Annotated in this window: 19 protein-coding genes; 13 read left to right on the top strand and 6 right to left on the bottom strand. The window is 53.1% G+C overall.

Annotated elements, in window-relative coordinates; translation table 11 throughout:
* The first annotated feature begins 162 nt into the window (after positions 1-162).
* The 4 genes from U5L07_19330 to U5L07_19345 all read left to right on the top strand — a co-directional run bounded on the left by U5L07_19330 (position 163) and on the right by U5L07_19345 (position 4,975).
* The gene (locus tag U5L07_19330; GenBank protein MDZ7833899.1) at positions 163-1,206 is read left to right on the top strand and encodes an ABC transporter permease subunit; all 1,044 of its coding nucleotides are present in this window, start codon (positions 163-165) and stop codon (positions 1,204-1,206) included.
* Between the two features lie 27 nt (positions 1,207-1,233).
* Positions 1,234-2,826, top strand: coding sequence for an ABC transporter permease (locus U5L07_19335; GenBank protein ID MDZ7833900.1), 1,593 nt, complete (start codon positions 1,234-1,236; stop codon positions 2,824-2,826).
* A gap of 6 nt (positions 2,827-2,832) precedes the next feature.
* Positions 2,833-3,828 carry an ABC transporter ATP-binding protein gene (locus tag U5L07_19340; protein MDZ7833901.1) on the top strand — a complete coding sequence of 332 codons (996 nt, stop codon included), beginning with the start codon at positions 2,833-2,835 and terminating at the stop codon, positions 3,826-3,828.
* A 181-nt stretch (positions 3,829-4,009) separates the two neighbouring features.
* Positions 4,010-4,975 carry an ABC transporter ATP-binding protein gene (locus U5L07_19345; protein ID MDZ7833902.1) on the top strand — a complete coding sequence of 322 codons (966 nt, stop codon included), beginning with the start codon at positions 4,010-4,012 and terminating at the stop codon, positions 4,973-4,975.
* Positions 4,976-5,118: 143 nt separating this feature from the next.
* On the opposite strand, the gene U5L07_19350 is transcribed toward U5L07_19345, so the two are convergent.
* Positions 5,119-6,756, bottom strand: coding sequence for a hypothetical protein (locus U5L07_19350; protein ID MDZ7833903.1), 1,638 nt, complete (start codon positions 6,754-6,756; stop codon positions 5,119-5,121).
* 194 nt (positions 6,757-6,950) lie between these two features.
* On the opposite strand from U5L07_19350, the gene larE reads away from it, so the two are divergent.
* The 3 genes from larE (at position 6,951) to U5L07_19365 (ending at position 9,683) form a co-directional block, all read left to right on the top strand.
* Entirely contained in the window at positions 6,951-7,769 is an 819-nt protein-coding gene (gene larE, locus U5L07_19355) for an ATP-dependent sacrificial sulfur transferase LarE (GenBank protein ID MDZ7833904.1), read from the top strand.
* 109 nt (positions 7,770-7,878) lie between these two features.
* A complete protein-coding gene (locus U5L07_19360) occupies positions 7,879-9,072 on the top strand; it encodes a methyltransferase domain-containing protein (protein MDZ7833905.1) in 1,194 nt (397 codons plus the stop codon).
* A 119-nt stretch (positions 9,073-9,191) separates the two neighbouring features.
* Positions 9,192-9,683: a zinc ribbon domain-containing protein gene (locus tag U5L07_19365; GenBank protein ID MDZ7833906.1), complete on the top strand. Its 492-nt coding sequence runs from the start codon at positions 9,192-9,194 to the stop codon at positions 9,681-9,683.
* A 144-nt stretch (positions 9,684-9,827) separates the two neighbouring features.
* On the opposite strand, the gene icmF is transcribed toward U5L07_19365, so the two are convergent.
* From icmF to U5L07_19390, 5 genes are read right to left on the bottom strand one after another with little or no spacing between them, the layout of a single operon-like run.
* Positions 9,828-13,112, bottom strand: coding sequence for a fused isobutyryl-CoA mutase/GTPase IcmF (gene icmF, locus U5L07_19370; protein MDZ7833907.1), 3,285 nt, complete (start codon positions 13,110-13,112; stop codon positions 9,828-9,830).
* Positions 13,113-13,122: 10 nt separating this feature from the next.
* Positions 13,123-13,548, bottom strand: coding sequence for a membrane protein insertion efficiency factor YidD (gene yidD, locus U5L07_19375; protein ID MDZ7833908.1), 426 nt, complete (start codon positions 13,546-13,548; stop codon positions 13,123-13,125).
* Positions 13,549-13,569: 21 nt separating this feature from the next.
* Positions 13,570-14,397 (bottom strand): metal ABC transporter permease, encoded by an 828-nt coding sequence (locus tag U5L07_19380; GenBank protein ID MDZ7833909.1) that lies wholly within the window; start codon positions 14,395-14,397, stop codon positions 13,570-13,572.
* Entirely contained in the window at positions 14,394-15,155 is a 762-nt protein-coding gene (locus tag U5L07_19385) for a metal ABC transporter ATP-binding protein (GenBank protein ID MDZ7833910.1), read from the bottom strand. Before U5L07_19385 ends, U5L07_19380 begins: the two co-directional genes overlap by 4 nt.
* Before the next feature lie 6 nt (positions 15,156-15,161).
* Positions 15,162-16,046 carry a zinc ABC transporter substrate-binding protein gene (locus U5L07_19390; GenBank protein MDZ7833911.1) on the bottom strand — a complete coding sequence of 295 codons (885 nt, stop codon included), beginning with the start codon at positions 16,044-16,046 and terminating at the stop codon, positions 15,162-15,164.
* A 627-nt stretch (positions 16,047-16,673) separates the two neighbouring features.
* Here U5L07_19390 and U5L07_19395 point away from each other — a divergent pair.
* From U5L07_19395 to U5L07_19420, 6 genes are all read left to right on the top strand, one after another.
* A complete protein-coding gene (locus U5L07_19395) occupies positions 16,674-16,937 on the top strand; it encodes a 4Fe-4S binding protein (protein MDZ7833912.1) in 264 nt (87 codons plus the stop codon).
* A gap of 151 nt (positions 16,938-17,088) precedes the next feature.
* On the top strand, positions 17,089-19,236 hold the full coding sequence (locus U5L07_19400) for an acetate--CoA ligase family protein (protein ID MDZ7833913.1): 2,148 nt from the start codon (positions 17,089-17,091) through the stop codon (positions 19,234-19,236).
* Positions 19,237-19,455: 219 nt separating this feature from the next.
* A complete protein-coding gene (locus U5L07_19405; protein ID MDZ7833914.1) occupies positions 19,456-21,477 on the top strand; it encodes a PAS domain S-box protein in 2,022 nt (673 codons plus the stop codon).
* A 35-nt stretch (positions 21,478-21,512) separates the two neighbouring features.
* Positions 21,513-22,415 (top strand): acyltransferase, encoded by a 903-nt coding sequence (locus U5L07_19410; GenBank protein ID MDZ7833915.1) that lies wholly within the window; start codon positions 21,513-21,515, stop codon positions 22,413-22,415.
* A gap of 40 nt (positions 22,416-22,455) precedes the next feature.
* On the top strand, positions 22,456-23,787 hold the full coding sequence (locus tag U5L07_19415) for a PhoH family protein (GenBank protein MDZ7833916.1): 1,332 nt from the start codon (positions 22,456-22,458) through the stop codon (positions 23,785-23,787).
* Positions 23,788-23,843: 56 nt separating this feature from the next.
* The gene (locus U5L07_19420) at positions 23,844-25,043 is read left to right on the top strand and encodes a putative sulfate/molybdate transporter (GenBank protein MDZ7833917.1); all 1,200 of its coding nucleotides are present in this window, start codon (positions 23,844-23,846) and stop codon (positions 25,041-25,043) included.
* The last annotated feature ends 193 nt before the right edge of the window (positions 25,044-25,236 follow it).

The following is a 25,236-nucleotide window of genomic DNA, read 5'->3' on the forward strand; positions in this document are numbered from 1 at the left end:
CCACCGTGCCGACTATCTGTCCGTTAACGGGACCGTGGTTATGGGCTTTGCGGTTAGAACAAATTAGCCGTGCCTCGCATAGGCCTTGCAAAGCAGGCATCAAACATGTCATAAAGACTTGTCAGCAGAGCCAAAAACCTATTTTTAAGGCTTTATAGGGATATGGAGCGTCTAGATTATTTTGTAAAGCGATTCCTGCTCATTGTGCCGACCTTTTTGGGCATCACGATTTTGTGTTTTCTTCTGATCCAGTTCGTCCCCGGCGGACCGGTTGAGCAGGCCATCATGCAGATGAAGGGCATCGGCGCCGGGGAAACCGCGGTCGGCCAGGGCGCTGCCCAGTCCATCACCGAGCAGCAGCGCAAAGATATTGAGGCCTATTACGGCTTTGATCAGCCGATCTACAAGCGCTATTACAACTGGCTGGTCAAGCACCGGATCGGCATGCAGATGGCCTCCTATAGATATCCCAACAAAACCGCCTGGCAGCTGATCCGGGATCGGTTCCAGGTGTCGCTGGTTTTCGGTTTAACCGGTTTTATCTTATCCTATCTGGTCTGCATTCCGCTGGGCATTGCCAAGGCTTTACGTCACAATAAGATGTTTGATCTCGTATCAAGCATCATCGTGTTCGTTGGCTATGCGATTCCGCCGTTTGCCTTTGGCATGGTGCTGAAAATGCTTTTATGCGGCACGACCGAGGGATTCTGGGACATCTTTCCCATATCCGGATTTCACTCGGAAAATTATGTCAGTCTGTCACTTTTTGGAAAAATTCAGGATATTTTCATGCACATGGCCCTGCCGGTGCTTTGCTACATAATCGGCAATTTTGCGGTGTTAACGCTTCTTATGAAAAACTCCCTGATTGAGCAGATCAGCCGGGACTATGTGCGCACGGTAGTGGCCAAGGGCGGGAGTTACCGCCGGGCGGTCTGGGGCCATGCGGTGCGGAACTCCCTGATCCCCATTGCCACCGGGATTGGAGCAATCCTGATGGTCATGTTTGCCGGTTCGGTGATTATCGAGCAGGTATTTGAAATCCCCGGAATGGGGCGGCTTAGCCTGGAGGCGATTATCGGCAGGGATTACCCGGTGTTTATGGGCATTCTGGCACTTACCTCGATTCTCGGGCTATTGGGCAACATCCTTTCAGATTTTCTTTATGTCATGATCGATCCGCGGATTAATTTTCAGGAGATTTAGGCCCCGCATGCAGAAGGCACAATCCCTATGATCGCCAAGCTGTTTCAAAATCCCATGGCAAAAAAGCGCTACCTGCGCTTTAAGTCCATGAAGCGTGCCTATGTGTCCCTGTGGATTCTTCTGCTGCTTTATGGTTTAAGCCTTTTCTCCGAGCTGATTTGCAATGGGGTGCCCCTGTATGTGCGGTTTAACGGACAGTCATTTTTTCCGGTGTTCCAGTTTTATTCCGAGGATGTGTTCACCGGCAGCGGCCGGCAAACCCGGCCGGATTACAAGAAAATTTGTCAGATGCGTACCTTTACCGAGGAACCGGACAATTTCATGATATTTCCGCCCATCCCCTTTGGTCCTTTAGAGGATATCGATCCTGCGAGTATATCCCTATCGGAGAATGTCAAGCTGGTCCTTAAACCGGAGCCCCGGGTCGGCAGCGTGGATTTATATAAGAATTATTCCATTTTGCGCGCCCGTAATTTTGATTTTTTCCTTGGCCCCGAAGACAAGTCCGGGGAAGATATCCGGCTCGACCGCTATTTTTCTTTTCCCAAAGATTTAAAGGCGGCGATAGAGAAGCGGTTTGAAAATAAATCCGCTGCTTATCAGAGTTATGAAATCCTGGCGCCTTCGGGCCCGGTCAAAGTGGTGCTGCCGACATATAGGCCGCGTCCGGAGCCGCCCGACACCATTCGCCTGATGTTTCAGGAAATTGTAACGGGAAGCCGGCAGACCCGGACGATTCGTTTTAATCCGTCGCTGGAGCGCCTCCCGCCGGAGCCGGATATCTGGCAGCAGATTTCAGAGGGCGATAAAGCCTTGCTGCGCAGCATGATAGAGAAGCGGCTGGAGGGGCCGGTGGATAACTATCAGCTATCCATTGATAAGTGCCAGTATAGCGCATCATTTGAGAAGGAGTCGGTGCAGTTTCCCTATCCCCCTGTGGAAGGCCATCCCATGGGCATTGACAGCGCCGGCCGGGATGTGCTGGCGCGGATTCTCTATGGGCTCCGGATATCGCTTACCTTTGGACTGATGCTGGTGGGCTCCACCATGATGCTGGGTATTTTTGCCGGCTCTGTGCAGGGCTATTACGGCGGCCGTTTGGATATCACCGCCCAGCGGCTGATTGAAATCTGGAGTGCCATCCCGTTTCTGTATGTCATGATTCTGATGGGCTCCATCTACGGCCGGAGTTTCATGCTGCTATTGATATGCTACGGGTTGTTTAACTGGGTGGGAATCTCCTATTATGTGCGCGCGGAGTTTTTAAATCTTCGCAAACGGCCCTTTGTTGAAGCGGCCAAATGCATGGGGGGCCCGTCTTATAAAATTATTTTCAAGCATATCATGCCCAATGCCCTGGTGCCGGTGATTACCTTTTTCCCGTTTTCTTTAGTCGGGGCCATCGGCGCGCTGGCCGCCCTGGATTACCTGGGCTTCGGCCTTCCGCCGCCAACGCCCAGCTGGGGTGAGCTTTTGTTTCAGGCCCAGCAGTACCGATGGGCGTGGTGGCTGATTCTGTATCCATCCCTGGCCCTGTTCATTGTCATGCTGTTAGGGGTTTTTGTGGGCGAAGGCATCCGCAATGCCTATGACCCCAAACAATACACGCGGCTGGAATAAGAGGAGATGACGAGCGAGGTAAAAAAAGACAGAGAACTGCTGCTGTCCGTCAAAAATCTGGCAGTGAGCTTTAATACGGATGACGGACGGTTTACCGCAGCCGAGGATGTCTGGTTTGATATCGGCCGGGGCGAGAGCGTGGGCCTGGTGGGCGAGTCTGGATGCGGCAAATCGGTGACCGCGCTAAGCCTCACCCGGCTGATCCCGAGCCCGCCGGGCAGTATTGAAAGCGGGGAGGTTTTATTTAACGGGCAGGACCTGATGCGCATGAGACCCGATAATCTCAGGGATATCAGGGGCAATGACATCAGCATGATTTTTCAGGAGCCTCTGTCCGCCTTGTCCCCGCTGCACCGCATCGGCCGGCAGCTGGTGGAGGCCGTGCGGCTGCATCGGCAGATGTCAAAAAAGGAAGCCTGGCGGTTTTCTGAAGAATGGCTCCGGAAAGTGGGGATTCCGGATTCAAAGGAGCGCATGTTCAGCTATCCCTATCAGCTCTCCGGCGGCATGCAGCAGCGGGTCATGATCGCCATGGCCTTGATGCTGGAACCCGCCCTGATCATTGCGGATGAACCTACCACCGCCCTTGATGTGACCACCCAGGCCCAGATCTTTGATCTTTTGCAGCGGATGAAGCATAATTTGACTTCGCTTCTCTTGATAACCCATGATATGGGCGTGGTCTGGGAAATGTGCGAGCGGGTGCTTGTCATGTATGCGGCCCGGATCGTGGAAACCGGCAGCCGGGAGGCGATTTTTCAGTCTCCCGCGCATCCGTATACTATCGGACTGCTCGAGGCCATTCCCCGCCTATCCACGGGCCGACAGCGGTTAAAAGCGATTCCCGGGCAGGTGCCGTCGCCCTTTGATTTTCCCAAAGGCTGTCATTTCCAGGCCCGCTGCCCCTATGCATTTGAGCGGTGCCGGCAGGAGACACCGCCCCTTTATGAATGCGGCAGCGGCCAGAAAGCCGCCTGCTTTTTATTGGATAAGGCAGAGTAGGGTAATCCAATGATTTTGCGTCTTAATCTTAATCTTACTCTTAATCTTAATCCTATAATGATAAATCTCTCGCAAAGCCGCAGAGAGCGCCAAGACATCCTGATAAAGCCTCTTTGCGGGCTTCGCGTCTCTGCGAGGTAAAAAATTACTAACGAGTTAGATCAAACGGAACATTAAAAAGATGGCAGATACCCGGCCCTTGCTTACGGTCAACAATCTAAAAACCTGGTTTCCCATTAAACGCGGGATGTTTTCCAGGGAGCAGAATTATATCCGGGCGGTGGACGGGGTGTCCCTGGATTTATTTCCGGGTGAGACCCTGGGACTGGTGGGCGAATCCGGATGCGGGAAAACCACGCTTGGGCGAACCCTCTTGGGCCTTGAACCCGTGACTGCCGGTGAGATTTTTTTTAAAGACCAGGCCTTGCACAGGCTCCGCCGCAAACAGATGAACCGGCTGCGCCGGAAAATACAGGTCATCTTTCAGGATCCGCTGTCCTCGTTAAACCCCCGCATGAGCGTCATGGATATTGTGACCGAAGGGCTTGTAAACTTTAAGCGGCTTGAGGTATCCAAAACAGCGGATGCCCTGCGCCTGGTAAAAGAGGTCGGGCTATCAGAAGATTCCATCCACCGCTATCCCCATGAATTCTCCGGCGGCCAGCGCCAGCGGATCAATATCGCCCGGGCCATTTCCCTGCGGCCAGATTTCATTATCTGTGATGAGGCGGTGAGCGCCCTGGATGTTTCCATTCAGGCCCAGGTGATAAATCTCCTTATATCGCTTCAGGAGCGGTATCAGCTCTCTTACTTGTTTATCTCCCATGATTTAAGCGTTGTCAGCAATATCGCTGATCGCGTGGCAGTCATGTACCTGGGCCAGATTTTTGAAAAAGGAAGCACCGCGGATATCATCCATAAGCCCCTGCATCCGTATACCCGGATGCTGCTGGCCGCGGTGCCGGTGCCGGGGGAGGAGAGGCGCTTAGAAACTGCCGAAGTCAAAGGAGAGGCACCCTCCGCCGCCAATCCGCCGGCGGGCTGCCGGTTTCATCCCCGCTGCCCGGACGCCATGCCCGTCTGCCAGGAGACACCGCCGGAACGGCGGCGCTTTGGTGGCCGGGAAGTGTTGTGCCATTTGTATTGACGTCTTTCATTAAAAACAATAGGCGAGATAATCATGAAAATAGAATATGATCAGGAGGTTGGCGCTCTTTACATGAGGATTCAGGAAAAAGCGGTGGAAAGAGATGTTCTCTCCACCGCTTTGGACGTGCAGTGAGCTTGTTTTTACATGAGATGTTCTTCTTCTGATGGTGTTTCTGATTTGGTTTTTGGCTTTTCCGGGGTTTCCGCTTTTTTTTCTTTCTTTTCGGGTGCGGGCTTCTCTATGTCGGATTTCTTTTCTTTTGCCGGGCTTTCAGGCGGGGGTAGCGGCTTTTGAGATGCTTTATCTCCTTCTTTGGAACCGGACATGGCCCTATTTATCCCCTGAATGCGTTTTTCCACCCGCTGGATCTGTTTCCGGGTAATGGCATATTTTTTAGCTTTTTTCAGCTGTTCCCGGATCGCCGCAAAATCGGGTGTGCCCTGTTTTTCGGAAAGTTTTTCCGCCTCTGTCATATAATAGTTAAACGGCAGTTCGTAGGCGGTCTGTTTTGAAACCGCGCCGCTGATATCTTCCGGCGGTTCAATCTCTTTCAGGGCGAACACTTTTTCCTTTCCCCTCGGGGAGAAGTCGCCCTTCCAGATTTCTGTGCCTTCTTTGCCGGCTTTGATATAGTATTTGCTGGAATTCAGGGCGCTGGCCAGGATGATACAGGCAAAAAGCGCAGCAATGCCAATAATCAAAATCTTTAGCCCCCTGCCAATGGGTTCATCCCCGTGCTGGGGACCGGAAGGCGGGGGCGGACCGGGCGGTTCTTCGCCGCCGCCCCCGCCGGGCGGCGGTGTTGCCGGCTTGCCGGGGGGCTTCGCCAATGGGGAGTCTTCCGGTTTTTGGGGCTTGGCCTTTTCAGCCGGCTTTTTCTCTGCTGCCTTGGGCGCCTCCGGAGCCGGTTTTTCTTCAGGTTCGGCGGCGGCCTCAGGCGCTTTTTCTTTTTCAGGCTCGGCTCTTTCCTGCGGTTTTTCGGTCTCGGCAGCCGGTTGCGTTTCTTCAGCTGGAGCCGCTTCCATAGGTTCTTCAGCCGCAGGTGCTTCGGGTTTTTCGGGTTCTGCGGCCTTCGTTGGTTGAGCAGCTTCAGCCGCCGCCTCTGGGGCTTCTGCTTCGGCCGGCTTTTCGGGTTCCGCCGCCGCCTCTGCGGGCGCGGGTTTTTCGGGCTCGGGCGGGGGCTTGGGCGTTACTTTGGAGAGGTCAAACTCCCGGAAGAGCAGTTCTTTTAATTTTTCCGCATCAACCGCGTCGGTAAACGGCGGGGCGGAGAGTTGGCCGGTTTCAGCCGCATCCGGCTTAAACGGTTTTTTCGGCGTCCATGCATCAAACTGTTTTTGGAGCAGCTCCGCTGTTGAGATTTTCTTTTTCTGGGATTTTTTCGGCGCGGCTTTTTTCTTGGCCGTGCCGGCTGCCGCCTTTTTCTTTTGGGTTTTCTTGGGCGCGGCTTTTTTCTTTTCAGACAGTGCAAACTGTTTGGCAAGCAGGGTCTTTAACTTTTCAGCCATTTCTTTGTCCCCGGCCTCAACCGCCGGCGGGGCGGAGAAGTTCGGCGTTTGCGGTTCCGGCTGATACATGGTATCCGGCGCCCAAGCCCCGAAATCCTTTTTTCTGAGCGATTTTAGGGTCGGTTTTTTCTTGCCGCCGGATTTTTGAGATGTGTTTTTCTGGGTTTTTGCGTTTTCGGAAACGGATTTTTTAGAAGTGCTTTTGGCTGTAGTCTTTTTTTTGGTGCTTTTTTTCTTTGACGTTGATTTGGTCAGGCTTTTTTTTCCCATAACCCCCTCTTTTACAATCATCAGAGATTTGATATGTGTGTTTTCGCGAAAAGCGGATTAAACTCGGTTGCAAGTACTTCTATATATAAAATGAGGGGGTCTTTGTAAACAGTTTTTATGCCGCAAAGGAAACAACTTATTAATTTTATTTTAAATTTTAACTATTCTTCGCCGGCAGAAAGGGTGGTTGCCCATTGATAGCGCATCATGTTCTGGAAAAAGAGAAACTGCTTTTAAAAACCCTGGAGAAATTAACTTCGCTGATGGTCGCCTTTTCAGGTGGTGTGGACAGCACCTATCTGCTTTATGCCGCCTGGCATGTATTGGGTGATGAGGTTATTGCGGCCACTGCCGTCTCGCCGATCCATCCCGCAAAGGAGACCGCCGCCGCCGAAGAATTTTGCCGGGCCAATGGTATTCGGCAGGTTTTAATCCCTACCGATCCATTCAGTTCTTCTGAATTTACCAGAAACGCCAAAGATCGGTGTTACGTCTGCAAAAAGCAGATGCTCGCCGCTTTTTTTAAGGAGGCGGAAAAGATGGGGATTCCGTATCTCGCCCATGGGGCCAATCTGGACGATCAAAATGATTTCCGGCCGGGTTTAAAGGCGGCCCGGGAAATGGGCGTTTTAGCCCCCCTGGCAGAGGCCGGGCTAAGCAAATCCGATATCCGCGAACTCTCAAAAAAAGCGGGGCTTGCTGCATGGGACAAACCCGCTTCCGGATGCCTGGCGACACGGGTGCCCTATGGGGTGGAAATTACCCAGGCGGCGCTTTCGCTGATTGAAAGGGCTGAAAAAACCCTGGCTGATGCCGGATTTTGCGAATCCCGCGTGAGATACCACGACGATTTGGCCAAAATCGAAGTGCCGCCGGATGATATTGAAAGGCTTTCCACCCCTGATGTCCGCTCGAAAATTGTAAAGCAAATGCGCCGGATCGGCTTTCAGTATGTGGCCCTGGACCTGGAAGGGTATGAATCCGGTCGATTGAATCGGCCGTTTCAAGGATAACAACACCTCTATTATCGCAATCTATAAGATTGACGCCCTGCCACAATGTATTATTTTAATCTGAGACAGACGCTTAAATAAAAATTAACCCTTCACTAAGAGGTGAGCGATGAACCGGATTGATAAAGACACGTTGGCAGATATTGAATTTCAGGTGAAATGGCAAAGCAATGAGGCCAAACATACGGATACTTCCCTTCACATGGTAAACTTTTGGCGGGATGTCCTGCCTGAAGCCGTATATGGAGAGCTCATGGGCACGGCCCCCGGGGATCGGAAAACTTTCCGGTTTGCCCCGGGTGATGCTCTATCCGGTTATAATCCCCGGCATCGGCATCACTTAAAGCGCGGTCAGTTTAATGATGAGCTGGCAGAGCCCAAATACGGCCGGTTTTATCCCAAAGGCGTATTGAGGGACCTGTATAATGTATTTCCTCAGAACGTGCAGCCGGTCAGGTGCGTGGGGGTTGGTCCGGAAGAACTGGATGTGGATTTGAATCATCCCCTGGCGGAACGCGAAATTGAGGTAACCGCGGTGGTGCATGATATTTACAAAAAGCCGTTTGATCGCGGCGGTCAGTGCAAGGAGATGCTGGAGACGGTTACGGAAGGGCCGGGCATGCAGGCCCGGTACAATGGCAAACCCACCGAGTTTCTGACGCCGGATGGGCTAGTCCGGGGGGATGAAACCAATGATGCGCGGTTTTACGAAAAACCCCGCCTCGTGAATCATATTGATGAGCGGGCGATTGAGATTATTTCCGGGCTCTATGGCCAGATCCTCACGCCGGAGATGCAGGTGCTTGATTTGATGAGCAGCTGGCGCTCGCATGTGCCGGATGCTGTGACACCCCATACGCTTGTCGGCCTGGGTATGAATGCGGCGGAACTGCAAGAGAATCCGCAGCTTACCGAGCATGTGGTTCATGACTTAAACGAGATGCCGAAGCTTCCGTTTGATGATGCCGCGTTTGACCGCGTCATCTGTACGGTATCAGTGGAATACATGACGCAGCCGAAGGCGGTATTTGATGAGATCGCCAGGGTCCTTAAGCCTGACGGCATCCTGATGCACACGTTTTCCAACCGGTGGTTTCCGCCCAAGGCGATAAAGCTGTGGATTGAGCTTCACGAGTTCGAGCGCATGGGGCTGGTGCTTGAATACTTTCACCAGTCCGGTCAGTTTGCGGATCTCAAAACCTTCTCCACGCGGGGCTGGGACCGGCCGGAAACCGATAAGTACTACGCGGATATGCCGCAGTCGGACCCGGTCTTTGCGGTTTGGGGTCGCAAGGCCGCATGAATTCGTCGTTTCAGCTTTGGTAAGTATATGATATAAAAATAGCCCGGCCATGTGCCGGGCGTTTATCATTTCCTGAACTTAGGCATTTGTTAACTGATATCGTATAGGAGCCAAAAGCGATGCCCATTTATGAATTTTACTGCAAGGATTGCCACACGATCTTTAATTTTTATTCAAAAACCATCAATACCACCAAAGTCCCGACTTGTCCGAAATGCCGGAAAACCGAATTAACCCGTCTGATATCCCTTTTCGCCGTAACCGGCCGGGCGGAAGAGGGCGGGGATGAAGATTTCCCCATGGATGAATCCAAGATGGAGAAGGCCATGGAATGGATGGCCCGGGAGGCAGAAAATGTTAATGAGGACGACCCCCGGCAGGCGGCCAACCTCATGCGGAAATTTACGGATATGACCGGTGTGGAGCTCGGCCCGGGCATGCAGGAGGCGCTAAGCCGCATGGAAGCCGGCGAGGATCCCGAGCAGGTGGAGGCCGAGATGGGGGATAGCCTTGAAAGCGAGGAGCCGTTTATCATGCCGGGTAAAAAAGGCATCAAAAACCTGAAAAAGCAGCTGCCGCCCCAAAAGGATGAAACCCTTTATGAGCTTTAGGTGGATTTTGCGTTGAAATGCAATAAGGCAGCAAGGCATTTGGCGGATGCGCTGCCGCTTATCCGCCCTACTGATGCGTACTGAACACTGAACACTGAAACCTTGAGTTTTACCCCTAATACCCAAAACCTAAAACCCGTGAAGCTACATATTCCGCCGGTATTTGCCGCCCACCTCGAAAAGCGCCTGGGTGATCTGGCCCAGGGTGCAGCAGCGGACGGTATGCATCATCTCGGCAAAGATGTTGCCGTCCGCCAAGGCGGTCTCCTTGAGCCGGCGCAGGGCTTCCGGGGCTTTTTCCTTGTTTCGCTCAATAAAGTCATTGCGCCGCTTCAGCTGGGACTGCTTTTCGCCCTCTGTGGCCCGGGCCAGCTCCAGGTTGGCGATTGATTCGCTCTGGTCCACATTGGGATTTAGAAAGGTGTTTACCCCGATGATGGGCAGCTTACCGGTATGCTTTAGCTGCTCATAATAAATCGATTCTTCCTGTATTTTGCTGCGCTGGTAGGCCCGCTCCATGGCCCCGCGAACCCCGCCCCGGGCGGTGATCCGGTCAAATTCAGCCAAAACCGCTTCCTCCACCAGATCCGTAAGTGTTTCGATGATAAAGCTGCCCTGGTTCATGTTCTCGTTTTTGGTCATGCCGAATTCCTGGTTCAGGATCATTTGGATGGCCAGGGACCGGCGCACGGATTCTTCGGACGGGGTGGTGACCGCCTCGTCATAGGCATTGGTATGCAGGCTGTTGCAGTTGTCGTAAACGGCATAAAGCGCCTGCAGGGTCGTTCGGATGTCGTTGAACTGGATTTCATAGCTGTGCAGCGACCGGCCCGAGGTTTGAATATGGTATTTTAGCCGCTGGGAGCGCTCGTCGCCGCCGTACAGCTCCCGCATGGCAACGGCCCAGATCCGGCGGGCCACGCGGCCGATGACGCTGTACTCCGGGTCCATGCCGCTTGAAAAGAAGTAGGAGAGGTTTGGGGCAAAGCTGTCAATCGGCATGCCGCGGGAGAGATAGTATTCAACATAGGTAAATCCGTTGGCCAGGGTAAATGCGAGCTGGGAGATGGGGTTGGCGCCGGCTTCGGCAATATGGTAGCCGGAAACGGATACGGAATAGAAATTCCGGACATCATTGTCGATAAAAAACTGCTGGATATCGCCCATCATTTTTAAGGCGAAATCCACCGAAAACAGACAGGTGTTTTGGCCCTGGTCCTCTTTTAATATATCGGCCTGGACGGTACCCCGCACCTGTGAGAGCGCATCCGCCCGAATCTCCGCTGTTTCGTCCGCACTAGGCGCGCGCCCGTTTTCCTCCCGGAACCTGTCAATCTGCTGGTCAATAGCGGTATTAAAGAACATGGCGAGCATCATGGGCGCCGGGCCGTTAATGGTCATGGAAACCGAGGTGTTGGGGGCGGCCAGGTCAAAGCCGCCGTACAGGATTTTAACATCATCCAGGTTACAGATGCTCACCCCGGAGGTGCCCACCTTGCCGTAGATATCCGGCCGGGTATCCGGGTCAAATCCATACAGGGTAACCGAGTCAAATGCGGTGGAGAGCCGGTTGGCCGGGGAGTCGCTGGAGAGGAGCTTAAAGCGCCGGTTGGTCCGGGCCGGATCGCCTTCGCCGGCAAACATGCGCGTGGGATCCTCATCGGTTCGTTTTAAGGGAAAAACGCCCGCGGTAAAGGGAAACCGGCCGGGAATGTTCTCTTTTCGCATCCAGGTGTAGAGTTCGCCCGGATCCTGGTATTCGGGAAGCGCGATTTTGGGCACCCGGGTCTGGGATAAGGATTCCACGTAAAGCGGCTGCCGGATTTCCCGGTCCCGCACGGTATATACCAGCTCATCCCGGGTATAGGTGTCCCGGATTTCCGCCCATTCGGCCATGGACTGCCGGGCGGCCGGATCAACGTCGGCTTCTGCTGAATCAATGGCCTGTTTAAGTTTTTCCATCAGCGTATCCGTATCTCCGGAAAGCGCCGTTTCGCCGCCGATGGCGGCAGCGGTTTCTTTTAAATGCCAGACTTTTCTTAATTTATCCGCCTGGTCCCGGGTATGAGCATGGTAGGTGCGAAGGGTCTCCGAGATTTCGGAAAGATAGCGGTTTCGCTCCGGCGGGACAAAGATGGTTTTAGTGCTGGAAACGCGTTCCTTTACCTCAGGAATGGCTTCGGCAAACTGAATACCGGTCTTATCCGCAATGGTTTTGATCAGAAACCGGTACATGGCGGTCACGCCGTCATCATTGAATTTTGAGGCGATGGTGCCGAATACCGGCATTTCTTCGGGGGATATGTTAAACGTTTTGCGGTTCCGCTGTACCTGTTTGCGGATATCCCGGAGCGCATCCTCGCTGCCCTCTTTATCGAACTTATTGACGATGATGATGTCCGCGTAATCGAGCATGTCGATTTTTTCAAGCTGGGAGGCAGCCCCGTAATCGCTGGTCATGGCATACATGGACACATCCGTTAAGTCGAAAATATTGGACGCCCCCTGGCCGATGCCCGCAGTTTCCACAATAATTAAATCAAAGCCCGATGATTTGAGGATGTCAACGGCATCCGGCAGCACAATGGGCAGTTCCGTATTTGAGCTCCGCACCGCAAGGCTTCGCATGTAAACCCGCGGAGTATCAATGGCATTCATCCGGATGCGGTCGCCCAGAAGGGCGCCGCCGGTTTTCCGGCGTGTGGGGTCGCAGCAGAGAATACCCATGTTCATGTCCGGGTGATTATGGAGAAGTCTTACAATCAGCTCATCCGTGAGCGATGATTTGCCGGCCCCGCCGGTTCCGGTAATTCCCACCACAGGGATGTTCGTCTTATGCAGATTTTCTGCCAGCCGGGTTTTAAGGGTTTCAAATTCCGAGTCACCGCCGTGTGCCGATATTTCCGCCATGGTGATCAAGCGGGCGATGGTAAGCGGATCTTGCGGTGAAAGCTGGGTGAGATCAGACGGGCTCCCGGCTGCAAGCGGCGAAAAATCCATATGGGCCATCATATGGCTGATCATTCCCTGCAGGCCCATTTGCGAGCCGTCCGCCGGGGAATAGATCTTGGCGATCCCATAGGATTCAAGCTCTTTGATTTCATCAGGCACAATCACCCCGCCGCCCCCGCCGAAAATTTGAATATGCCCGGCGCCCTTTTCCTGGAGCTTGTCATAGAGGTATTTGAAGAACTCCATGTGGCCGCCCTGATAGCTTGAGATCGCAATCCCCTGCACATCTTCCGCCAGCGCGGCATCAACGATTTCCGCAACCGAGCGATTGTGACCCAGATGAACCACCTCCGCGCCGGAGTCCTGCAAGATCCGGCGGATGATGTTAATGGCGGCATCATGGCCGTCAAACAGGGCCGTGGCCGTCACCACCCGGATGGGATGCGTTGCTTGATAAACATCATCAATCGAAGCCATTGTGCCTCCTTTAGTCAATTGATATTTGCCAGTTTCGGGAAGATGTCAGCTCATCTTTAAAATCCGGCGCAGACCACCACCAGTCGTTTCGGGCCAGCGGATCGTAGCATTTCGGATTTCCATCAAGGCGGATTTGAGGGGACTTTTTCAACTCGTCCCGCCCGCATCGCAGCAGCCGATCGCAGGCCATGATCCAGCCGAGAACCGGCCCATGCTTATCAATCGCCTGGCGGGCGTATTCGGAACACCCCGGATGCATGGGGCACGTGCCGGCGCGAACCGCATTGAGATGATCCATCGGGCCGCGATAGAAATCAATGGCAGCGCCCAGCGGACCGGTGCCGGATTCGTTTTGCCAATGAAAATGGCTGCACCCGCAAAGCATAAGGACAGCGGCCGTCAGAAGAAATATGCTGAATTTATGGGAAAATTGCATAAGCCGTTTTTTGCGAAGCCATCAGTCCTGACGGATTGAAAATTTTCCGGGCAGCAGAAAGTCCACCGCCATTGAGATGAAAAAACCCGCCGTGGCCACCAGAATGATGGTCGCCCCGGATGTAAGATTAAACGTATAGGCCAGCCATAGTCCGGTTAAATTAAATATCATGGCAAAAAGCGTGGCCAGCACCATCATCATCAAAAGGGATCTTGCGTATTTTTCCGCAATAAACGGCGGGATGGTCAACAGGGCGATGACCAGAATCAGGCCCACTACCCGGATGATAATGACAATGGAGACCGCAATCAATCCGATAAATAAAAAATAGAGGAGATTTACCGGTACGCCGCGCAGGGAGGCGAATTCATCGTCATAGGAGATGGCCAGCATGTCCCGGTAAAAATATCCCGTGGCCGCAATCGTGATAATGCTGAGCCCCAGCATCCACCAGATATCGGAACCCGGCACAGCCAGGATGCTCCCGAAGAGAAAACTCATGAGGTTGACATTGTAGCCGGGGGTGAGATCGAGCAGAATGATGCCGATGGCCATGCCCACCGCCCATAGGACCCCGATAAATGTATCGGCACGGTTTTTGGCCTTTAGCACCACGGCGGTCATCACAATGGCCGCTAACAGGGAGAATCCCAGGGTGCCGACAATATAGGGGATGCCAAAAAAAAAGGCCACGCCAATGCCGCCGTATGATGCATGGGCGATGCCCCCGCCCAAAAACACCAGCCGGTTGACCACCACGAAAGTGCCGATCACGCCGCAGATCAGGCTGGCAAAGAAACCCGCGAAAAGCGCATTCCGCATGAACTCAAACTGAAGGGCCTCGATCATGGCTGGTCCTTATGGGTTTTTAAAATCCGGTGGGGAATACCGTGCGCGATCAGTTCCACCGGGCAGTGATAGCCGTTTTGTATCATCTCTTCGGTGATTTCCGCATCATCATGATAATGCACGTTTTGGTTCACGCAGGCAACGGATGACACATAGCTTGAGAGCACCATCATGTCGTGGGTGACCAACAGGATGGTTTTGCTTTTATTAATTTCTTTGAGAATGGCGTAGAGCTCGCTGCGGCCGGCATTGTCCAAACTGGCGGTGGGCTCATCCAGAATCAGGATATCGGGGTCTGTGGCAAGGGCCCGGGCGATAAACACCCGTTCGCGCTGCCCGCCGGAAAGATCATCAATGCGCCGGTTCTGGTAGCCAAGCATTTCCATTTCCGAGAGCACCTTCCGGGCGGCTTCTTTGTCCGCCTTGATAAGCCGCCCCCGGCCACGGAATCTCAGCCGGCCCATTAAAACAACATCTAAGACCGATATGGGAAAGGATTTGTTGATGGCCACATCCTGGGGGACATAGCCGATGCGGTGCGCGGCCTTTTCCGGGGGGGTGCCGTATATCCGGATGGTTCCGGTGTCAGGCTTTAAAAGCCCCAGAAAAAGTTTGACCAGCGTGGTTTTGCCGCCGCCGTTGGGGCCGATAAATGCCAGAAACTCTTTTTTCCGCACGGAAAAGGAGACATCCGAAAGCACATTTAGTCCCCGGTAGGAAAAACTCATATTTTCGACTTCAATGATCGGCTCGTTCATGACAGGTTATTTTAACTCTTCTTTGATGGCAGATGCAACCTGCTTTAAATTCTGCTCCCAGTTTTCAGCCAGAGGATCGGCCTGGACAATGGTTGCGCCGATTTCCCTGGCGATGATTTTAGCCTGTTTGACGGAGAACTGGGGCTGGGCGAATATGATCGAAATATCATTTTTTCTGGCGGTTTGGATCAGGGCGGTCACATCCTTTGCTTTCGGATCTTTGCCCTCAATTTCAATGGCGATCTGCTCCAGGCCGTAGGCATCGGCAAAATAGCCCCATGAGGGATGGAATACCATAAACTGGGGGCGTTTGATACCCGTAAATGTTTTAAGCAGGTGAGTGTCGAGTTCAACCAGCCGGTTGATAAAACCTGCATAGTTTTTTTTATAATCCGCCGTGTTCCCCGGATCAAGGGATGCAAGGGCTGTGATTATGTGCCGGGCCTGCAGCATGACAAGCGGCGGAGAAAGCCATACGTGGGGATCTTTGATGCCTTCATGGCTGTAGCCGGTTTTATGATGGCCCATGTGCCGGTGAATCGGCCTTTTTTCGATTCCGTCGGCCGTATGGATGATCCGCATGTCCGGATTGGCGTCGGCGAATTTATCAAGCCAGGCGGCTTCAAAGGGCACCCCAATGGCAAAGTAGATATCCGCGCGCGCCAGTTTGACCATCTGCCTGGGCGAGGGCTCATAACTGGCCGGGCTTTCGCCGGGACTTACCATTACCGAAATGTTGACATGCGCCCCGCCGATGGCTTTGACAAAATGGGACTGGGGGGGTATGCTGACGTAAACGCTCAGGGGGGTGCCCGCATTTGCCGAATTTGGGATAAAAAGGGCGAAAAACAGCAGCATACCGAAGAGCTTTAATAATGCGGGTTTCTTCAATGGGTTATTTCCTTTCAATTCATAGGGCGTTATTATCAGAGTAATCCAGTCGGCATTTATATATAATGAGATCTATATTAAGTTAAACATACCATACCCGGGACAATATAGACAAGTGGCCGGTAATTTGGTTCACGGTAAATTTGTTCTATCTATTTTTCAGGCGGGCACGGTGGCCCGCCCTACGCGACAATGCCGACATTTTGTAGTCATAGGGTCGGCCACCGTGCCGACCTTACATGCGAACAACCCCATGGTTATGGGGTCGTTCGCCAGAACAAATTCACCGTGTAATTTAGTTTGGGCTAAATTTGTTCTGTTTTTCAGGCAGGCGCGGAGGGCTTGCCCTACGCAAGGGGAAAACCCGCCCGTCGCAGGGTCGGCCACCGCGCCGACCGTTCGGGCAAAAAGCCGACCGCCCTTGCTAACGCCTGCAACTTCAGAACCGGATTTGAAAGCCGGAGGCGATTTTGTGAAAGCATCCACCAAATGGTTGTTTAAAAAACACGGCTGGCGGCTGGACCGAACGCTTCACCACTATATTTACTATCGATTCTATTATCCCTATGTGAAATTGCTCTACTGAAGGCCACAGAAGCGGCATCCAAAATTGCCAAAAACCTGTCCATGCCTGCGGAATCCGGCTACTCCGTCAGTCATGCCCCGGCCCTATGCAGCCGGTGCGGTACCTGCGAAGCGGTCTGTCATTTCGGAGCGGTTCAATTCGTAAACGGCAGCAGGGACTATGACCGATCCAAATGCTTAGGCTGCGATCTATGCGTGGAGCAGTGCCCGGATGGCGCGCTTTCGCTTTATCCGGATCCGGACAAGTCGCTTCCCCTGGATCTGGAGATGCTGAAGACATCCGGAGGAAAGGCCCGGTACAATTAATCCGCCATGACCGGGGCGGTGGTCGCCCTTATTAAATTTTGAGTGAATAAAAAATAAAACGAGCGCTCGTTTTTTTATTGCCTGATTTTTACATGCTTGATAGGATCTGTCTTTTATTGATTAATTCTACACGCAACGGAGGATAACAGGTATGACAGGCGCTTCGTTTCTTCATTCGCTCATGACCCCGAAATCGATCGCAATTCTCGGGGCCAGCAACAACCCCATGAAGATGGGGACCATGCATGCATTAAGCATTTTAAACGACGGATTTACCGGAAATTTCTACCCGATTCATCCCACAGAGGAAACCATCCTGGGCCATAAGGCCTATCAATCCCCCAGGGATCTGCCGGAAACACCGGATCTGGCCATTTTCGTTCTCCCGGCAAAGCATCTTCTGCCCTTGTTTGAAGCTTTCGGAGAGATCGGGACGAAATATGCCATTATCATTACCGCCGGATACAAAGAAATCGGTACGGAAGGCGCCCGGCAGGAAGCAGAATTGCTGACTGCGGCCCGCAAATACGGCATCCGGTTTATCGGGCCCAACTGCATGGGGCTTATCAACCGGGAGGCATCACTAAATACCACGCTTATGCCCATGCAGGGAAAACCCGGAAAACTGGGATTTATATCCCAGAGCGGCACCTATGTGGCCCAGACCACTCCCTATCTTGAAAAGCGGGGCATCCATTACAGCAAGGCGTTTAGCCTGGGCAATGAGGCGGATGTCAATATTATTGATGTGCTCGAATATTTGGGGGAAGACGATCAGACCCGGGCCATATCCATGTATATTGAAACCATTCGCGATGTGCCGCGTTTTCTGGAGGTGGCCGGACGGATAACGCCGCATAAACCCGTAATCGCCCAGTATGTGGGCGGATCTGAGGCCGGCGCCCGGGCGGGCCTGAGCCATACCGGCGCCCTGGCGGGAAAGGATTACCTGTATGAGGGATTGTTTCGGCAGGCCGGGGTAATCCGGGTTTCAACCGTTGAGGAGCTTTATAATCTGGGCATGGCTCTGGCTGAGCAGCCGCGTATCCAGGGTAACCGGATTGCCATTTTGACCAACTCCGGCGGGCCGGGCTCAGCCATGGCCGATACCTGCGAGCGGTATGGATGCCAGGTGCCGCCTTTCAGTCAGGCCCTTCAGGATAAGATCCGGCCGCTGGTGCCTTCCCATGCGCCCTGCGGCAATCCGGTGGATCTCACCTTTTCCATGGATGCCGCTCTGATGACCGATACGCTGGCTGATATGATTATGAAAAGCGGGGAAGTGGATGGTCTTATCATGCACGGGGCCATGTCCACCGGGTTTATGAAGGCGGTTTATCCGAATGTGTCGCAGATGATGCCCGATCTTTCGTTATCCGATATGGTGGCACAGATGCAGAAGGACTTGTCTGAGACCGTGAAGCGGCCATTTGAAAACGGTATTCCAATCACACTGTCCTCTTTCTTTGACCGGGAGGATCAGTATACCCGGGATTTTGAGGATAACGGCATTCCGGTATTTGACGGCCCGGAAAAGGCCGCGCGGGCCATGGCGGCCATGGCGGCATACCATGATATCCGGAAGCTGCCGGCCCAAAGCCGGCCCGAACTGCCTGAAGCCGCTCAAAGCGCAAGCGAGATCATTAAAAAGGCCATTAATAATCAGCAGAATGCCCTGGATGAATTCGCCGCCAAGCAGCTGCTTGCCGCATACGGCATTCCGGTGCCAGCCGAGCGGGTGGTAAACCGCCCTGAGGAGCTTGCCGAAGCACTTAAAAATTTTTCCTTTCCCCTCGTGCTAAAGGCCAATCATCCGGAAATCCTGCATAAAACCGAAAAGGGCTTGGTTTTTTTAAATATTGAAACCCCTGAGGCCGCCCGCCGGGCTTACACGGCGATTCAAGACCGGGCCGGGGATTCTGTTCCCGTGATTATCGGGGAGATGATTCAGGGTGAGCGGGAGTTTCTGGCGGGCGTGGCCGATGATGCGCAATTCGGGCAATGCGTGGCCTTTGGCGTGGGCGGTGTGCTGACCGAGGCATTGACCGATATCGTCTACCGGGTGGCGCCGATCACCGAGGCAGAGGCCGTACAAATGCTCTCGGATATCCGTACCACCAAGCTCCTGGATGCCTACCGGGGCATGCCTGCGGTGGACAAGGCGGCCATGGCTACTTTAATCAGCCGGCTCAGCCGGATTTCGTTTATTCATCCGGAAATCCGGGAGATTGATATCAACCCGATTATTATCGCACAGGATTCCCCAATGGCGGCGGATGCCCTGGTGTTGTTAAAATGAGCCGCTTTTAAGGAAAAGATCGTACTCAGTCCCGCGTGAGCGGTACGGTTCTCGTACTCGTAATCGTACTCGGTAAATTAATAATCGATTATGAGTACGAGCACGAGTACGAGTACGAAGAATTCCTTAGAAATCTTGACAAATCGCTTATAAATCGATATAGGTGACGAAACTTCACACCTATAACCCGTTGCCGGCGCGTCAACTGGAATCGATTCTATGCCTTCTCAGGATTCAAACGCATCACAGACCCGGAAAATAAAGGAACTCGAAGAAGAAAACCGGCGGCTGGAAAGTCAGTTATACCATTATCAGCAGAATGAGGAACGGTTCCAGCGGCTTTTGAACAGCACCGAGGAAGGCTATTTCGAGGTCAATCTCGCCGGGGACATGATGTTTTTCAATGACGCGGTGTGCGAGATATTCGGCTATTCCCGGGAGGAGTTAAAGGGGAAGAACAACCGGGAATACACCACCCCGGAAACCGCTGCCCGCATGTATCAGATCTTCAATCAAGTCTATCAAACCGGCAAACCTGCTGAAATCACCGATTATGAAATTATCCGCAAAAACGGCGAGCACCGCTACCTGGAGCTGTCCACCTATCTGATATATGCCGAAAACGGCCATCCGGCCGGATTCGGCGGCGTGGGCCGGGATGTGACGGACCGGAAGAAATATGAGGAGGCGCTACGAAAAAGCCGGGTGAGATACCGGGAGTTGTATAAGGAGGCCCATCAGGCTGAAGAGCTTTACCAGTCCCTTCTGGATTCTTCGCCCGATGCCATTGTTCTGCTGGATACCGATCAAACGGTTCAATACATCAATTTCGCATTCACCCAGCTCTTCGGCTGGACCCAGGGCGCGCTTAAAAACAAGGCTATTCCCTACATTCCCCACCCCCAGAAAAACTGGTTTAAGGAATTTATCCGCAGGCTGCTTGAAGCGGGCGTGCCGGTGAGGGGTGAGGAAAGCCAGGTTTTAACCCGGGATGGCCGGTTTTTGGATGTCAGTATCAGTGCGGCCCGGTATATGGACTACAAGGGGTATCCGGCCGGCGCCCTGATTATTTTCAGGGATATTACCGAGGCCAAGCGCTATCAATGGCATATGTCTCAGGCGCAGAAAATGGAATCCGTCGGCACCATGGCCGGCGGCATTGCCCATGATTTTAACAATTTGCTGATGGGCATCCAGGGCCGGCTCTCCCTTATCATGATGCAGATGGAGGGTGGCGGCAAGACTTACGGCCATTTAAAAGAGATTGAGGATTATACCGTCCGGGCGGCGGAATTGACCCAGCAGTTGCTCGACTTTTCCAGATCGGAACGGATTGAAGCCGCGCCCACCGATATCAATGAGCTGGTGCATGCCCAGGCCCAGCTCTTCGGCCGCACCCGCAAGGAATTGACCATCCACGAGGATTTTGCCGGGGATTTATGGACCGCGGAAGTCAACCCGCGGCAGATTGATCAGGTGCTCTTGAACATTTTTGTCAATGCCGCCCATGCCATGCCAGATGGCGGGGATTTGTATCTCAAAACCTTAAACGAGATTCTGGATGCCGGCCGCACCCAACCCTATGATGCGCAGCCCGGCAATTATATTAAAATCTCCATTACAGATACGGGCATGGGCATGGATCCGGCCATTCAGCGCCGGGTTTTTGAGCCCTTTTTTACCACCAAGGAAAGAGGGCGGGGCACCGGCCTGGGCCTTGCCTCCGCCTATAGCATTATTAAAAACCATGGCGGCTTTATCACCATTTACAGTGTGAAGGGGAAGGGCGCGACCTTTAATATTTATCTGCCGGCATCTGTCCGCGAATCAGAGGCAACGGTTGCGGCCAGCCGGGAGCTCGTCACCGGCACGGGCACTATTTTACTTGTGGATGATGAGGAGATGATCATTGAGGTAGGCGAGGAGATGCTCCGCACCCTGGGCTATGATGTGCTCATCGCCCGCCGGGGAAGCGAGGCGGTAGAGATTCTGGAAAATGATCCGGAAGCCGTCCATATGGTGATTCTTGATCTGATCATGCCGGAGATGAACGGCAGTGAAACCTTTGACCGGCTGAAATCCATCAAGCCGGATGTCAGGGTTCTGCTCTCCAGCGGCTACAGCTTAAACGGTCAGGCTGAATCGCTGATGCAGCAGGGATGCAGCGGGTTTATCCAAAAACCGTTTAATCTTGTTGAACTGTCCCAGAAATTATATGCTATTTTAAATGAAGCCAACTGATTTTTTCGGGCCAGGCAGAGAGGCTCGACATTAATATGTTCGCACACATCCGCGGGGTGCTGACCCTACTTTCCTATATTATTTTTACGACCCTTATCTTTATCGTCCTGCTCTTTGTGGCCATATTAAAGCTTATCATTCCGGTAAAACCCTTCCGAGATATCTGCAGCCGGATTTTGGACGGCCTGGCAAGCACAAGCTGGGTTTTCTGCGCCAACACGACCCACCGGCTTTTGACCCGCACCCGATTCGATGTCCGCGGACTGGAAGCGGTCAAGGTAGACCGCTGGTGCCTGCTGCTTTCCAATCACCAGACCTGGGTGGACATACTGGTGCTGATCCGGGTGTTTTTTCGAAAAGTGCCGTCGTATAAGTTTTTTATCAAAAAGGAGCTTCTCTGGCTGCCCATGATGGGGATTGCCTTCTGGGCGCTGGAGTTTCCGGTCATGAAAAGATACTCCAAAGAATTTGTCGAAAAGTATCCACACCTCAAGGGCCAGGATTTGGAGGCCACGCGACGGGCATGTGAAAAGTTTAAGACCCAGCCGGTCACCATCATGAATTTTGTTGAAGGCACCCGGTTTACTGCGGCCAAGCAGCAAAAGCAGCAGTCCCCCTACAAGCATCTGCTAACGCCCCGGGCGGGCGGCACGGCCCTGGTGCTCTATGCCATGGGCGAGGTGCTGGAGCAGATAGTGGATGTCACCATCGTATATCCGGATGGCGTTCCCGGGCTTTGGGCCTATTTTTGCGGCCGTACCCGGGAAATTGTCGTAGACATCCGCCGAATGCGGGTCACGCCGGACTTGATCGGCAATTATTTCACGAATGCGGATTTCAAAGATCATTTTCACCAATGGATAAATGATGTCTGGGCGGATAAAGACGCCCGGATCGGGGCATATCTGGCTGAGCGCGGACATCCGTCCGTTGAGTGATAGAAGAGTTCCTTAAATTATTGCGGGAGGGGCTTTGCCGATGGAAGGTGAACAGAAGAAAAATTTTGTTTTGGACACCAATGTTATTCTGCATGACAGTTCCTGTATTCATCACTTTCAGGAGCACAACATCGTAATTCCGATTTCCGTATTGGAGGAACTGGATCAGTTTAAAAAGGGTAATGAAACCCTTAATTTTCATGCCCGGGAGTTTTTACGGACGCTCGATGCATTGAGCGGGGACAAGCTGTTTAACGGCGGCGTCCGGCTCGGCCCGGAGGCCGGAAAAATCTCCGTCAAGCTGGAGCAGGAGTTTCATACGGATCTGTCGCTCAATTTCCCCAGTCACAAGCACGATCACCGGATATTAAACACCGCCTACTACCTGGCCAAGGAAAAACCCGATACCGCCATCATTCTGCTCACCAAAGATGTCAATTTGCGCATGAAAGCCAAAGCCATAGGACTGATGGCGCAGGATTATACTTCCGACCATGTGCGGGATATCAACACCTTGTATACCGGCAAACGGGTGGCTGAATACGTTCCGCGGGAGCTAATCGACCAGCTGTATCAGAAACCCTATGAGATTGGATTCGCGGAGCTGGATATCAACCCGCCGCTTATCTCCAATGAATACCTGATCATGCGCAATAACCGGAAATCCGCGCTGGCCCGGTATGACCCGTATACGGAGATCCTGCGGCGGGTGGACAAGAAAACCGCCTATAACATCACGCCGCGTAACGCGGAGCAAACCTTTGCCCTGAACGCCCTTCTTGACCCTGATATCCACCTGGTCAGCATCACCGGAAAGGCCGGTACCGGAAAAACCCTTCTGGCCCTGGCCGCCGCCCTTGAGACCAAGCGTTTTTATCGGCAGATATTCATGGCCCGGCCGGTGGTGCCCTTAAGCAACCGGGATATGGGTTACCTCCCGGGCGATATCCCCGCCAAGCTCGATCCCTATATGCAGCCCTTGTATGACAATTTATCAGTCATTCAGAATCAATTTTCCGAAAATGAACCCTCCCACCGCCGGATTACTGAAATGCTGGAGGCGCACAAGCTTGTGATTGCTCCGCTCAGCTATATCCGGGGCAGAAGCCTGGTGAAAATCTTTTTTATTGTTGACGAAGCCCAGAACTTAACCCCCCATGAAATCAAAACCATTATCACCCGCTGCGGGGAAGGGACCAAGATCGTCTTTACGGGTGATATTTACCAGATTGATCATCCCTATCTGGACACCCTGTCCAACGGCCTGAGCTACCTGATCGAGAAAATGCAGGGCCAGAAGATTTATGCGCATGTCTCCCTTGAAAAAGGGGAGCGCTCTGAATTGGCCGAACTGGCCAGTGATCTGCTGTAGCCATCCGAACGGCGACAGTATTTTTGCCATTTATGTGTGAAAGCAAAGAAAATTTCATGTCTGAACGTTTCAAATTCAACCGTTTGGAGCTTGCAGGCTCCCTGGGCGATCTGGGAACGCTTCTGCCCATTGCCATTGCAATGGTGCTTGTGAATGGACTGGATCCGCTGGGCCTGTTTTTGAGCATCGGTTTGTTTTTCATTCTGTCCGGGATCTATTTCGGCGTCACGGTTCCGGTCCAGCCCATGAAGGTCATCGGCGCCTATGCCATTGCCACATCCCTGAGCGCAGACCAGATTCTGGCTTCATCACTGCTCATGGGAGTTTTTCTTTTGATCGTCGGGGCTACCGGCGCCATTGATCTGATCCGCAAGGCCACCCCGCACTCGGTCATCCGGGGGGTCCAGTTGTCCACGGGCGCGCTTCTGATCTCAGGCGGCATCAAGTTTATCATTGGCACGTCGAAATTCCAGGAAATCCACGACGCAGTCGAACCCTACCTGGCCTTCCAAAGCATCGGCCCTTTGCCCATCAGCCTGATTATCGGCGGCATCGCAGCCGTTATTACCCTTCTTTTGCTGGATAACAGGAAGTTTCCAGCCGGTTTGATCGTTGTGCTGGGCGGCCTGGCTGCCGGGCTTGCCCTGGGCGCAAGGGTGGACCTTGGCGGCGGCGGTATTGGGTTTCATGTGCCGCAGGTGTTTTCCTTCGGACTGCCTGAAAAAGTGGATTTTACCTTTGCCCTGTTTGCCCTGGTGCTGCCCCAGCTTCCCATGACCATAGGCAATGCGGTGCTTGCCTACACCGATCTGTCCAAGCAATATTTCGGGGAGCGATCCAAAAAAGTGACCAACAGAAAAGCCTGTATCAGCATGGCGCTTGCCAATTTCATGAGCTTTGTGCTGGGCGGCATGCCGATGTGCCACGGGGCCGGAGGACTGGCGGCCCATTACCGCTTTGGTGCCAGGACAGCCGGGTCCAACCTGATGATCGGACTGATCTTTGCCGTTCTGGCGCTTGTGCTGGGCGAAAATATCATAAGCGTGTTTAACCTGCTGCCCATGGCCATCCTGGGCGTGCTGCTCGTATTTGCCGGCGCCCAGCTGACACTCACCATCATGGACCTTGAAAGCCGCAAAGACTTTTTTGTCGCCACCCTGATATTAGGCATCACCCTGGCTGCCAACCTGGCCGCCGGCTTTATCGCCGGGATGATCGTGGCCCAGATTCTGAAATGGGAGAAACTGTCGGTTTAGGTGAGCCTGAAGGGTAAATCATGCGTGACGCCATTTCTGTTAAACACCTGAGCAAACGCTTCGAAAACGGGGAGACAGGCACGCAAAACTTTGCATATAACCCGCGAAAATGATAATAGGCACAAAAATTAAAGGTTGTTGGCGGGATATAACAAAAAGGACCGAAATCGAGCGCTCAATTTAGGAAGGATGA

The sequence above is a fragment of the Desulfobacterales bacterium genome, from assembly GCA_034520365.1.
In the GTDB taxonomy this organism is placed as follows: domain Bacteria; phylum Desulfobacterota; class Desulfobacteria; order Desulfobacterales; family Desulfosalsimonadaceae; genus M55B175.